Here is a 14,054-nt window from a genome sequence, read left to right as displayed (position 1 = left end):
AAAAATTAAAAGTATTAATTATTAAGAATTAGCAATAACACCATGCATAAACTTATAAATATCAATTTTTAAGTTTTTATATTCTTGCAAATAATTAAAAATATTTTCAGCTAATTGATTGTATTCATTGAGATAAAAAGCGTCACAACTTAAATCATTACACTCTAATTTTCCTTCTAATTGATTATTATGATTACGTATTTCTTTGATAAGTTTTGGTTGTTCATTTTCAAACTCATCAAGTTTCTTAGTAAACGATTGAATGTTTTCAAATAAATTAGGAATACTATTCATATATGGATAATATTTAACCAAACGTTTTAAAAAAGGCAATTCAAAAATTACAAACTCAAGTTCCGATGTCCACTGTTCAGTGTTATAATGTAATTCATCAACACTTTTGTCATTACTAAAAGCTTTATATTTTACTTGTTTTATCATTTCAACACTTTATAAATTATCAATAACTTTTTTTAACTTTTCTCTAATCTCAATAGCAATTGGAGCCAAAGCCTTATTCATTACTGCCTGCATTGAAGCTACAGGATCTACAGCTGAAACCTCAACAACACCTTGCTTTTGCTCTTGAACTATAACATTACAAGGCAACATTGTTCCTATTTTATCTTCTGCTTTTAGTGCTTTATATGCATATTCTGGATGACAAGCACCTAAAATTTTATAGTTATAGAAATCTACATCAAGCTTTTTCTTTAATGTGGCTGCAATATCTATTTCTGTAAGTACCCCAAAACCTTCTGTTTTAAGATTTTGAATAACTTTTTCTATAGCTTGTTCAAAGGTTTTGTTATTTATAATTTTATTAAAATAGTAATCCATAATATTTTTATTTTGATAGTTAAATTAATAAATTTCAGCATTTTATTAAAATAAAAACAGGAAAGCATAGTGATGCTTTCCTGTTCTCTGTATTAGAGTTTTATTGCTATTTTAACTTTAATTATAGGTATATCAATTCTTGTTATTTTAACAACACATATCAAAGTAAAATTCACTTCTTAAAACTCTTTTTTTCTATTTCAATATTACAATAAAAAAGTACAAAGTTGAAATATGCATACATTTAAAGGAAAAGAACAGGAAGTTGTCACTTCCTGTTCTTACCGATTTAAAAACTTTTTTTAAACCATTTCTTAACTCATAAATTGCTTTTAAACAATTCACAAACCATATTAGCTTAAAAAGAACTCTTAAATCTTTCTATTCATAGCAACTATTTAAAATGAAACAAGACACAGAAACTAACCACTTTAAAAATTTAAGTTTGTTAATTTTATTCTATATCCATCTCATAGATTTATTTCAAGGAACTTATCTTTCTTATTATTATCAAATGTAACTACATGATTTATAAATTAAAATGACCTACATCAGTTTTAGCATTTAATATTATCCTTTTTTTAGTAATGCTTATAGAATAAATATAATACCTCTTATTTTCTAATTATTTAAAACTGATAAAAGTCATTTTTTCTAGGTTAATTAATTATAATTTTGTAGTCGTATTTAGAATTATTATTACAATAATAATATGCTCATTTTTATAGGTAAATGATTGTCTTAACAAACAGAATAACACTATATTTATATGAATTATACTGACAGCTACTATGCCTTAAAAAATATTTTTTCACCTCCTTTCATTAACAAATCTATTGATACTATTGAACTGCATGAAGAACCTTTTAATTCCAATTCACATAAAATATTATTAGGTAAAAAGGAATATTATTGTGATGTACATCAAGAAATCCTTAAACCAAATTTTCATTTTTTTAATAAAATTGGTACTATCAAAGATAATGTCTATATCAAGGATACTTACGTAGAAGAAAATCAAAGATTCAACTATCAAATTGTGAAGCCAAAGGGCATAAAAAAAGCTGACAAAGCAACCATTCTTTTACATGGATTTAATGAAAAGGATTGGTACAAATACTTGCCTTGGGCAAAAGCAATTAGTGAAGGTACTGACAGTGCTGTAATACTTTTTCCTATTGCTTTTCATATGCAACGAGCACCTCAACTGTGGAGTGGAAAAAGAGAAATGTACAAATTAAGTGAAGATAGAAAAAGTAGATTCCCAAATATTGTAAACTCTACCCTATCAAATGTTGCCATTAGTATGCGTTTACATGCAATGCCTCAACGTTTTATTTGGTCTGGACTACAAAGTTATTATGATATTATACAGTGGATTGAAGATTGTAAAAAAGGAAACAACCCACATATTGAAAAAAATTTTGAATTCAATATGTTTGGCTACTCAATTGGTGGATTTCTATCTCAAATTTTAAAATTGACTAACTATAACAATTACTTTAACCATGCAAAGGTTTGTTTGTTTTGTAGTGGAGCTACATTTAATAGATATTCTCCAGTTTCAAAATTTATTTTAGATAGTGAAGCTAATGTAGCTCTGTATTCTTTTTTAGTAGAACATTTTGATAAAATTTTACAAAAAGACAATTTACTTCATCATTACATAAAAGAAGATCATTTCGAAGGGAAAGTTTTTTCATCTATGTTAGATTATCAAAAAATGATGGATTTTAGACAGTCTTTACTTAAAAAATATGAAAACCAATTGTATGCAATTGCCTTAAAAAAAGATGAAGTAATACCTCCTTTTGAAATCTCAAACACCTTAAAAGGTGCTTATCGCAATATTAATATTACGGTAGATGAATTAGATTTTGACTTTGATTATACTCACGAAAACCCTTTTCCTATGGACAATTCAAAATCTAAAAAAGTAGATAAAAATTTTAAATTAATGTTTAAAAAAGTTTGTGATTTTTTTAATAAATAAACCTTTCAGAGTATAAAACACCCTTCTTAAAAAAAGCAAAAAGTATTGAAATACAACAAATTAAACATTACTTTAGTTAGAAAAAGCAGCTAAAAACTGATTTACATCATTTTTTAATTACTCTAATGTGCTTATATTTAAAATATAAAAACTAGAGCATGGTAACCGATTTATCTACAAAAGAATGCCTTCAGATTATTAGTAACAATTATATTGGACACTTAGGTTATATATCTGGTAGTATTCCTATTGTAGTACCTATTACGTATTATTTTAATACTGCTGATGATAAATTAATTAGTTATTCATTGGAAGGAAAGAAAATAGACGGTATGAGAAAACAAAATTCAGTTATCTTTCTTATTACCGAAATTACTTCTGTAAATCAATGGAAATCTGTATTAGTACATGGCACATTTGAAGAACTCAGTGGAGAAACTGCTAAAGAACAATTACATCAATTTACCAGAGGAGTAAAATACTTGGTAAATAAAGAAGATAACATGGAGGTTCAATTTGTTAGTGATTTCTCACAGCAAATATACGGTGAAGGACAACCAATAGTATATCGTATTAAAATTATTGATTTTTCAGGAAAACAGCGTATTTTATAATTTAGTTAAAATAAATTTTAATTAAAAAAAATTAACTTCACTAGAAACATATCCTAATTATTATTTTTCTTTTGCTCTTTTTCTAATTTTCTAAAATACCTTCTGAACAAAAAGTTGTGTTTTAAAGCTTCTAAATCCTCATTTAATTTTACACTTCCTTTTTTAATATTTATCATGGTACTATCAATATTTTTCACCAAAATAGTATCATTTAATATATAATTTAAGGCCCCCTTTCCATTTTTAAATTGTGCAGTAACTTCGTCAATATTACTTATTACAGAATCTATTCCTATACTAGATTTTTCTAAATTATTAATTATCGTTTTCATTTTAGTTGCAGCTAAAGAATCACTCAAAAAAACTGCTGCCAAACTATTATCATAATTTACAGAACTAATAATTTTATTCAAATTTTTTATCACATTGGAAGCCTCAAAACTTGCATTTTTTAAAGCTGTTATAGTTTCTTTTAAATCGATAGCCATACCCTCATCACTAATAAGTTTACCTAAAGTTCCTTTTCCTGAATTGATAGTTTTTACAGTTTCCAAAAGATCTGCAGTTAAAAGAGCTGCATTATCACCGGTGGTATTCAACGAGGATAGAATGTTATCAGTTGAAATTTTACTAAAAGATTTTATGGTATCTCCAGGTTGTAATTGAGCTTCAGTTTCCTTATTTGGTACAATATTTATTACCATGCTACCTACAAGACCGTCAGAGCTAATAGCAGCAATGGCATTTTTCTTTAAATGTGGTAAAATTTTGTCTTCAATAATCATATCAACACAAATGGTAGTATCATTGATCATTTCTATTTTTTTTACGGTACCTACATTTATACCAGAATACCTCACATTATTACCCAACATTAATCCGTTTACATTATTAAAAACAGCACTAATTTTAAATGTTTTTCCAAAAATATTTTGTTTGTTTCCAACAAAATAGAGTGTTATTATTAACAAAAATGTGCTAATAACTACAAATAAACCTAACCTGAATTTTTGTGATTTTGATTGTCTCATCCCTATATAATTTTAGCATTTGTTTATGCAAATAGTTATTCTAATCGATTATTACTTTTATTTTTTACAACCATACTACTTATTTAAAAAATGCTTGTATTTTTTTATCAATTGATTTTGATAATTGTACAAAATCACCTTCCACATAATTAATTCCATCGATAAGTAAAATTATTCGGTTAGCTATAACTCTAGCACAATCTATATCATGAGTAATAATTAATGATGAAGTGCCATATTTCTGTTGTATATCGCTCATCAATTGTATAATTTCTTTTGATGTAATAGGATCTAAACCTGTGGTTGGTTCATCATATATAATAATTTTTGGTTTTAAAATAATTGCTCTAGCCAGAGCTACTCTTCGTTTCATACCTCCAGAAAGTTCATCTGGCATTAAATCTACAGTGTGTTTTAGGCCTACATTTTCCAAAGCTTCTTCTACTAAAACCTCTTTTTGTTGTAACCTTTCAGGATGTGTGCGTAAAGGAAATTCTAAATTTTCACGCACTGTCATAGAATCGTATAGTGCACTTCCTTGAAAAAGAAATCCCACTTGGGTTCTCAAACTATTTAATTCATTTTGAGAAAGTTGAGAAATTTTATTCCCCATAATTTCAATGGTTCCACTATCGTGTTGCATAAGTCCCATTAAACATTTAACCATTACAGATTTGCCTGATCCAGATTTACCCATAATTACCAAGTTTTCCCCTTTATACAATTCTAATGAGAATCCATTTAAAACATGATTATCTCCAAAACTTTTCTTTAAGTTTTCTATTTTTAAAACGGGTAATGTGTTTTTTGAAATATCCATAATTAAACTTCAAAAAATATATCAGCAATAAAAACTGCAATAAAATCAATTATAAACAACAGCATAGAAGTATAAACTACAGCTGCATTTGAGGCTTCTCCAACACCAACAGTTCCTTTTTTACAATTGTAACCTTTGTAAGTGCCCACTACTCCAATTGCAAAACCAAAGAAAATAGACTTTATAGTTGCAGGTATAATATCAGAATAAGATAACGCTTTTGCTACCTGATTAAAATACAATAAAAATGAAACCTCTCCTTTTAAATTTTCTACAATAGCAGATCCTAATAACGCAACAGCATCTCCAAAAACTATAAGTAGAGGCAACATTAAGGTTGCAGCTAAAATACGTGTGACCACCAAATACTTAAAAGGATTAGTTCCTGAAACCTCCATAGCATCAATTTGCTCTGTAACACGCATTGATCCTAATTCTGCTCCCATCCCTGATCCAATTTTACCAGCACAAATTAATGAAATAATAACAGGACCAATTTCTCGTACAATTGAAATACTAACCATATTTGGCATCCAAGATTCTGCACCAAACTGCATTAATGTAGGCCTCGATTGTAAGGTAAAAACCAAACCTAAAATAAAACCTGTAACTCCTACTAACAACAGTGAGCGATTGCCCATATTATAACATTGTCTCAACAATTCTTTAATTTCAAAAGGTCTTGAAAAAAGTTCTTTAAAAAAACGACTTGCGAAATAAGACAACTCCCCTATTTCTTCAAAAAAGGATTCAATTTTGTTAGTTAAATGTATAGATGCTTTACTCATTTCATTTAAGTTCTTTTGAAAAATATAAAAAGCATACTATGTTATAAGATTAACTTAAATTTTTCTTTTACACTTTCAATTACTTGTTCAACCATTTTCCGTTGGATATTCATTATTTCTGAAATATCTTCAACACTCTGATTTCCATAGATATGCAATTCAATAATAGATTTACTTGCTGGAGGAAGATTATAAAACAAACCTCCAAACAGTTTTTTCTTTTTTACTGACTCTAGTGTAGAATTCTCTAAATTCAGTTTTTCTAGCATTAGCTTTTCTAAAGAATCATCTAAAATTAAATTTGAAGGCTTAAAATCATCTTGATGATAAGAAATATCGTCTAATTCATCATATAAAATAAAATCTCCATCACCATCTACTGTATATTTTTCATTTAATGTTTGTAATTCTTCTTTTAAGATTTTATCACTATTAATATGATTATCCAATTGATGTCCTAAGATGGTTTTTTCATCTATTTTTTCAACACTTTTTATAAAAAGCTTTTTTCTTAAATCTTTTGCATTAATTTTATTATTGAAATTATTAAAAACCTCAAGGTAAACATCGTCTAAGATATCATTGGGCTTGTAAAATTTTTTATCAATGATTCCTAAATTCTCAGCTAGATGTAATTTTCTAGAAATAAATTCTTTTAAACTTGGTTCAAAAGCTAAAATTTTCTCATAGAAATGGTCAAAATTATTCTCTTTTCTTAATTGTGATAATTCTTGTGTAATCATGATTATATATATTAAAGAGTTAATAATAATTATTATGAAAGTACAATAAAACCCCATGAATAAACATGATGTAAATCAGTTTAGCTTTATTTTTTATACTTAAACTGACCTATATCATTTCCAAATATCTTATTTCATGTAATTTGGATAATAAATCAGAAAATATAAAAGCCATGTTGTTATCTAGAAAAGAAATTGTAGAGTTGACTAAAGTAAGTTATAGCAATTGTATATCCATTTTTATTCCAACCCACAGAGCTGGTAAAAAAGTGCTTCAAGATGAAGATAAATTGTATTTAAAAATGCAATTAAAAATTATAAAAAATAAACTATCTCATAATGGAATGCACATTAGTACAATTAACAAAATGCTAGCTCCAGTGCAAGAGTTAATAGATAACGGATCTTTTTGGAGAGAACAATCTGATGGTTTAGCTATTTTTGTTGCAGATGGTTTCTTTAAAAAATACTGTTTACCAATCCATTTTAAAGAATTTAATTATGTTTCTAACTCATTCTATATAAAACCATTAACACCTATACTTGTAGGTGATGGTGAATTCTATTTGCTATTATTAGAATTTGACAATGTTAAATTGTATGAATGCACACATCATAGTTTTACAGAGATTATAATTGATGATTTAATTCCGAACAAACAAGAAAGACATGGGTATAACTATCAAGAAAAAGAACTTCAATTTAGAACGCAACAAGGAGGTTCTAACCAAGTAATGTATCACGGCCAAGAAACTACTTCGGGGAAAAAGAAAAATGAAACAAATAAGTACTTAAAAGCAATAAATGACGGCCTTAAACCATTATTAAACAAAAAGAATATTCCATTACTTATTGCTTCTCAAGACTATCTTTTTGATATTTATAAAGATATAAATACCTATAATACTTTACACCATCAGAATATTAAAATTAACTTAAACAATAGTGATATTTATGAAACACATGAGTTGGCATGGAAAGAAATGGCTTCAATTTTTGATCAACCTCGAAAAGATAAAATTGCTGAATTTCTAGAAGCTCAAGGTTCTGGAAAAACAGCAATTGGAATCACTGAAATATTAAATGCAGCCTTTTTAGGAAAAATTGATACGTTGTTCTGTTTAAATGACTCAGATATTACTGGAAATTATAAAGAAAAAAACAATACTCTAATTGTAACTGAAACTCAAGAAAACAACACTACTATTTCATTAATGAATTTGGCCGTTACTAAAACGTTTTTAAATGATGGTACCGTTTATTTATTAGAAAAGGATGAAATGCCTAATGCCAATTCAAAAATTAATGCTCTTTTCAGGTATTAGAACAAATAGAACCTTTAAATATCACTATTATTAGTACTATAATTATCAAGAATAAATCTATTAACAATTGAAGTTATGGCAATAGCTAATGATTTCAATAATCTATTTTAATAAACTCTGAACTGACCTAGGTCATTTCAACTTAAAACTAACAAGGGTATTTTTGATTTGTAACTTAAAAGAAGTTGAACTTAAAACTATAATATTATGAAACCAGTAAGTTTAAAAAAAAGAAGAAGGCCTTTTAGAAGAGGTCTTATTCCATCAAATTTATTTAATGACAATCATTTTTTTGATGAACCTTTATGGATGAAAAGATTAGATGAACCAGCTTTAAACATAAAAGAAACTGATGATACATTTGAAATAGAATTAGCGGCTCCAGGCTATTCCAAAAAAGATTTTAATGTAACCATTGATGGAGGACTTTTAAATATTTCTGCTGAAAAAGAATCAGAGGAAAAAGAAGAAGAAGAAAATTATACTTGTAGGGAATTTAGCTATGAATCCTTTCAAAGATCATTAATGCTTCCAGAGACTGTAAAAAGTGAAGATGTAAAAGCAAAATACGAAAATGGTATTTTAAAATTTCATCTTGCAAAAAAAGAAGAAGCTAAAAAACCAAAAATAGTTGAAGTTTCTTGATCTTGATTTTATTCTTATTCAGTAGTGAATTTATTTAGAACTCCAATAATTAGCCCTTATTCAAAATTATATTTTTCTTATTATTTTAGTTTTGCTTAAGGGTCTATTAGTAAAAAAATCCCTGAATGTATAATTAATAAATTCAGGGATTTTTTTATAAAATAGTTAATTCTTCTAATATCATTTTTTTAAAACCGTACTTAACACTTCATCTTTATCCAATTTTTTAGTACAGAAAAACCAATCTTCACATTCTATGTCACCATTGTCTTTTCCCATTCTTTCTTCTGCAACGCCACAACTACCAGCAGGAGATAAAATAACATCGTCTCCTGGATGCCAGTCTGCAGGAGTAGCTACATTAAATGCATCTGTGGTTTGCATAGCTATTAAAGCTCTGTAAATTTCTTTAAAGTTTCTACCCAAACTCAATGGATAATAAATAATAGCCCTAATAATACCTTTTGGATCTATAAAAAATACTGCTCTAACAGCTTGAGTTTTGCTCTCTCCAGGTTGAATCATTCCATATTTTTTAGCAACACTCATAGAAATGTCTTCTATTAAAGGAAATTTAACTTCTACATTTTCCATTCCTTTAAACTTAATTTTTTCTTTAATTGTTCTTAACCAAGCAATATGGCTATATAAACCGTCTATAGACAACCCTATTAACTCGCAATTGGCTTTATTAAATTTTTCTTCTAGATGGGCAAAAGTGATAAATTCAGAAGTACAAACAGGTGTAAAATCAGCTGGGTGACTGAATAAAATGACCCATTTACCACTATAATCTTCAGGGAAGTTAACTGTACCCTGTGTAGTTACCGCTTCAAAAGGTGGTGCACTATCTCCAATTCTTGGCATAGCTGAAACTTGTTCTTGCTCTAAAATCGTTTCCATAATATATAAAATTTTTAATTATTGTTATAATTTTATACTTCAAAAATATGGTTAAGCTCTATGGGTAACAATGATGTAGATCAGTTCCAATTTATACACGTATAATATCTTTTAAAACAAAGTTATTAATCGTTACTAAATAAAATTAAGTGTTAAAAACAAGCATATTTTATTATAAATCAGCTAACAGTAACCTTCCACTATTTGATTCTAGAACTTCAAGTGTTGCTTCATAACCTAAATTAAAAACGTTGTCAATATCACTAAATGAAAAAGTACCAAAACTTTTTAAATCATCAGGACAAATAAGTAAGTCACAATCAGAAAATTTTAGAAGAGAATCATTAGCCATATTAATTTTAAATGCTCTATCTAATACGGTAAAAGTATTTTTTAAATTTTCTATTTTTATTCTTTTAAATGGGTTTACATAAACACCAATAATTCTTTTGCAATAAGGTGTTAACAAATCAACTGGAAAATTATTTATTGTACCTCCATCAATATAATATTCATCATCTATTTTTATTGGAGTAAATACACCAGGAAATGCAGCCGATGCCAAAATTGGTTTAATTAAATCTCCTTCTTTAAATACTTTTAATGTACCATCTAAAATATTTGTTGCAGTAATAAAAAGTGATTTTTTTAATACATCAAAAGTATCTTCTTCTAAAATATTTAGAAACTCATCATAAAACTTTTGTGTATCTACAAGACCTGGTTTTTTCCATGCAAACTTATTAATACTAAAAACATTAACAGTTTTAAAAAAGTGCATTATTTGTTCTATAGAACAGCCCTTAGCATATAATGCACCAACAAGAGCTCCTGCACTTGTACCAGCTATATAATCTGGCGAAATACCATATTCTTCTAAAGCTTTTATAACGCCTACGTGAGCAATACCTCGTACCCCTCCGCCAGAAAGAGCTAATCCTATTTTAACTGGTTTTGGTTGTTTAAAATTCAATGGTTCAAGAATTTTTTAATAATAATGTTTTAAAGATACTAAACTTTAGTAAATTACAATTTTAGATTACAAATTATTATGACTTAAGTCATTTTTTTTTACCTCTAATAGAATTAACTTTACTAATTACAATTTCATTAAATGGATACCTTATTACTTCAGAGCATATTTGAATCTTCATTTGAGGGAATTATCCTAATAGATAGTAAAGGAATTATTATAAAAGCAAATACAGCTGCCGAAAAAATTTTCAACTACAGTAAAGGAGAATTACAACACATTAAGATTGAGAATTTAATCCCTGAACATACAAACAACATTCATAATCTTTTTAAAGAAAAATATGTAAAGTCTAAATCCTTCATAAATCTTAAAAATATATTGGCATTTAAAAAGGGTGGAAATAAATTTCTTGTAGATATAAACATTAAACCTATTGTTATTGATACAAAAAATATAAATATTGTCTTTTTTAGAGAAATTTTAAAAAAAGAAGAAACAGAAAAATTACTTATAGAAAGTAAACGAAGATTAAATTCACTATTAGGCAAATTACCGGGGTTTGTATATAGGAGTAAAAATGATAAAAATTGGACTATCGAATATGTTAGTAAAGGCATTTATGAAGTTACAGGATATACAATTTCGGATTTTTTAGAAAAGGAAATATATTTTGGAAAAATAATACTAAAAAAAGACAAAGAATATGTTTGGAACACGATACAAAAAGCTATAAAAAAGAAAAAAACTTATAGTATTCACTATAGGATTATAACCAAAACTGGTGAAATCAAATACTTATGGGAAAAAGGAGAAGGGGTGTTTGACAGTAATAACAAGGTCATAGCTCTTGAAGGTTTTATTCAAGATATAAGCAATAGAATTTTATTAGAAAAGGCATTAAAAACAAAACATGCTAAAAACAAAGCCCTATTAGAAGCTGTTCCGGACACAATGATTGTTCTAGATTTAGATGGAAATTACCTCGACTTTAACAGTCCAAAATCTCAGAATCTATTTAAAAATCCGGAAAATATTATTGGTAAAAATATTAAAAATACCCTTCCTAATGAAATTTATAAAAAAACGAAAAAAACTATAGAAAGTACTATAAAAAAAAAACACATTCATCTATTAGAATATAAAATAAATGATTCTGACTACTATGAAGCAAGAATTGTTCCCTTAAACAATCACAATGTGTTAGCCATTATTAGAGACGTAACTGAAAAGAAAAAAGCTGAACACACTTTAGAAATTAGAAATAGAGCTTTAGCCGCAGTTGGTAATAGTATAATTATTGTAGATGCTCAAAAACAAGATTATCCTATCATTTATACCAACAAAGCATTCACCGAAATTACAGGATACAAACAAAGTGAAGTTCTAGGTAAAAATTGTCGTTTTTTACAAAATGATGATAGAGACCAAACAGCTGTTACAACAATGAACCATGCCATTAAAAATGGTCAATCATGTGAAGTTATTTTGCGTAATTACAAAAAAGATGGTTCATTATTTTATAATGAATTAACTATTACTCCAATTTATAATGACCAACAAAAACTTACTCATTTTATTGGAGCAAGTAATGACGTTACTAATAGAAGAATAGAAGAACTTCTTAAAGAGAAAATGAGTAATATTTTAAAAATGATTGCTCAAGAGCAGACACTAGAAAATATAGCAGATAGTGTTATTACTATAATAGAAGACAATTTAAATTATTTTACGGGAATAATTTTATTATTAAATAATGATACTCAGCATTTAAAGGCTCTATCAACACCACATTTACCAGAATCATTTTATCATGTTATGGGAAAAGTAAATATTCAATCAGAAGAATGCCCTTGCTCTACTTCTGCTTTAACAGGAAAAAAGATTATAATTGAAAATTTGTCAAATGAACATAGATGGGAAAATTACAAAGCTATTGCATTAAAAAATGGCTTTAAATCTTCTTGGTCATTTCCTATATTCTCTTCAGAAGAAAAAGTTATTGGTGTATTTACTTTATATGGTAAAATTGCAAAAACACCTGTAGAATTCGAATATAAATTAATAAAAAACATTGTCAATTTATTAAGTATTGCTATAGAACAAGAAACAATTAGAGTTGAACTATTTCAAAACCGTAAAAAACTAGCTATTTATGCTAAAGAACTAGAAGAAAAGGTAAAAAAACGAACCAACGATTTAAAAGCAACAGTACAGAAATTAGTAGAAACCAACTTATCCCTTGAAGACCAAATAACTGAGACAAAATTAGCAGAACAAAAAGCATTAGATAATCAAGCTTTGTTTTGGGCTATTGCAAAAAATTTTCCTAAAGGTGCTATTGCTGTTGTTGATGACAATTGTCATTTAATATTTATAGATGGTAATGAATTATTAAATTTTGAATTTTCAAATTCTACTGATACATATATCCATATCAACGACATCAACATTTTAAATAACGATCAAAAAACATTTGTAAAAGACCTTATTAAAAAAACGATACATGGTCAACATTTATCTTTAGAAGTTAAATTTAGAGGTCATACATATAATGTGAACACAACCCCCCTTTACGATGCTGATAAAAATATTAATAAAGCTCTATTTGTATTTAATAATATAACCGAACATAAACAAGTAGAATTAAACATATTAAATGCCTTACGAAAAGAGCAAGAGCTAAATGAACTAAAATCGCGTTTTGTTTCCATGGCATCTCATGAATTTAGAACTCCTTTAAGTACAATACTATCATCTGCAACTTTAATAGAAAAGCAAAATGGAATTGGTCGAGAATCAAAACGTATTAAAAATGTTTCTAGAATTAAATCAAATGTCAAAAATATGGTTAACATATTAGATGATTTTCTATCATTAAGCAGATTAGAAGATGGTAAATTATCAATGACTCCTGAAAAATTTGATATTATTGATTTTACAAAACTTCTTATTGACGAAATCAAATTAAGCAAAAAAGAAGGTCAAACTATTAAATTAAAGCATGAAAGTAAAAAAATTAGAATATATCAAGATACTAAAATTATAAGAATTGTTATTAATAACTTAATCTCAAATGCAATAAAATACTCTCCTAAAAATACTGATATAAGCATATCAATTAGTTCTAATAACAATCTAGTTAATATAGAGGTTAAAGATCAAGGAATGGGGATTACTGATGAAGATCAAGAACATTTATTTGAACGTTTTTTCAGAGCTAAAAACGCTAGTCACATTCAAGGAACCGGATTAGGTTTATACATTGTAAAACAATATACGAACCTAATGGGAGGTAAAATTTTTGTTAAAAGTAAAGATAGAAAAGGCACAACTTTTATGGTAGAATTTCCTACTAACGCCAATTATTAAGTATTAA

13 protein-coding genes are annotated in these 14,054 nt (G+C 27.1%); 5 read left to right on the top strand and 8 right to left on the bottom strand.

Going from position 1 to position 14,054, the window contains the following annotated elements; translation table 11 throughout:
• Window positions 1-21: 21 nt before the first annotated feature.
• Window positions 22-441 carry a hypothetical protein gene (locus EGM88_RS06025; protein WP_123897061.1) on the bottom strand — a complete coding sequence of 140 codons (420 nt, stop codon included), beginning with the start codon at window positions 439-441 and terminating at the stop codon, window positions 22-24.
• Between the two features lie 9 nt (window positions 442-450).
• A complete protein-coding gene (locus EGM88_RS06020) occupies window positions 451-840 on the bottom strand; it encodes a DUF302 domain-containing protein (protein ID WP_123897060.1) in 390 nt (129 codons plus the stop codon).
• Window positions 841-1,609: 769 nt separating this feature from the next.
• Here EGM88_RS06020 and EGM88_RS06015 point away from each other — a divergent pair.
• Window positions 1,610-2,833: a DUF6051 family protein gene (locus tag EGM88_RS06015; protein ID WP_123897059.1), complete on the top strand. Its 1,224-nt coding sequence runs from the start codon at window positions 1,610-1,612 to the stop codon at window positions 2,831-2,833.
• 158 nt (window positions 2,834-2,991) lie between these two features.
• Entirely contained in the window at window positions 2,992-3,447 is a 456-nt protein-coding gene (locus tag EGM88_RS06010; RefSeq protein ID WP_123897058.1) for a pyridoxamine 5'-phosphate oxidase family protein, read from the top strand.
• Window positions 3,448-3,500: 53 nt separating this feature from the next.
• Here the strand turns inward: EGM88_RS06010 and EGM88_RS06005 are convergent, their stop codons facing one another.
• The 4 genes from EGM88_RS06005 to EGM88_RS05990 form a co-directional block, all read right to left on the bottom strand.
• On the bottom strand, window positions 3,501-4,478 hold the full coding sequence (locus EGM88_RS06005; RefSeq protein WP_123897057.1) for an MlaD family protein: 978 nt from the start codon (window positions 4,476-4,478) through the stop codon (window positions 3,501-3,503).
• A gap of 79 nt (window positions 4,479-4,557) precedes the next feature.
• Complete coding sequence (locus tag EGM88_RS06000) at window positions 4,558-5,298, bottom strand: ABC transporter ATP-binding protein (protein ID WP_123897056.1); 741 nt, start codon at window positions 5,296-5,298, stop codon at window positions 4,558-4,560.
• 2 nt (window positions 5,299-5,300) lie between these two features.
• Entirely contained in the window at window positions 5,301-6,086 is a 786-nt protein-coding gene (locus EGM88_RS05995; RefSeq protein ID WP_123897055.1) for an MlaE family ABC transporter permease, read from the bottom strand.
• A 41-nt stretch (window positions 6,087-6,127) separates the two neighbouring features.
• Window positions 6,128-6,829, bottom strand: coding sequence for an RNA polymerase sigma factor (locus EGM88_RS05990; protein WP_123897054.1), 702 nt, complete (start codon window positions 6,827-6,829; stop codon window positions 6,128-6,130).
• 143 nt (window positions 6,830-6,972) lie between these two features.
• On the opposite strand from EGM88_RS05990, the gene EGM88_RS05985 reads away from it, so the two are divergent.
• Window positions 6,973-8,154 (top strand): baeRF7 domain-containing protein, encoded by a 1,182-nt coding sequence (locus tag EGM88_RS05985; protein WP_123897053.1) that lies wholly within the window; start codon window positions 6,973-6,975, stop codon window positions 8,152-8,154.
• A gap of 207 nt (window positions 8,155-8,361) precedes the next feature.
• Entirely contained in the window at window positions 8,362-8,799 is a 438-nt protein-coding gene (locus tag EGM88_RS05980) for an Hsp20/alpha crystallin family protein (protein ID WP_123897052.1), read from the top strand.
• A gap of 180 nt (window positions 8,800-8,979) precedes the next feature.
• Here the strand turns inward: EGM88_RS05980 and EGM88_RS05975 are convergent, their stop codons facing one another.
• Together EGM88_RS05975 and EGM88_RS05970 are read right to left on the bottom strand one after the other, a co-directional pair.
• Complete coding sequence (locus EGM88_RS05975) at window positions 8,980-9,702, bottom strand: peroxiredoxin (RefSeq protein WP_123897051.1); 723 nt, start codon at window positions 9,700-9,702, stop codon at window positions 8,980-8,982.
• Window positions 9,703-9,874: 172 nt separating this feature from the next.
• Window positions 9,875-10,675, bottom strand: a complete 801-nt coding sequence (locus EGM88_RS05970) for a patatin-like phospholipase family protein (protein WP_123897050.1) — start codon at window positions 10,673-10,675, stop codon at window positions 9,875-9,877.
• Window positions 10,676-10,816: 141 nt separating this feature from the next.
• On the opposite strand from EGM88_RS05970, the gene EGM88_RS05965 reads away from it, so the two are divergent.
• A complete protein-coding gene (locus tag EGM88_RS05965; RefSeq protein ID WP_123897049.1) occupies window positions 10,817-14,047 on the top strand; it encodes a PAS domain S-box protein in 3,231 nt (1,076 codons plus the stop codon).
• The last annotated feature ends 7 nt before the right edge of the window (window positions 14,048-14,054 follow it).

Source organism: Aureibaculum marinum (genome assembly GCF_003813905.1).
In the GTDB taxonomy this organism is placed as follows: Bacteria; Bacteroidota; Bacteroidia; order Flavobacteriales; family Flavobacteriaceae; genus Aureibaculum; species Aureibaculum marinum.
The sequence above is the reverse complement of the archived record's forward strand: the minus strand, read 5'-3'. Positions and strand labels throughout refer to the sequence as shown.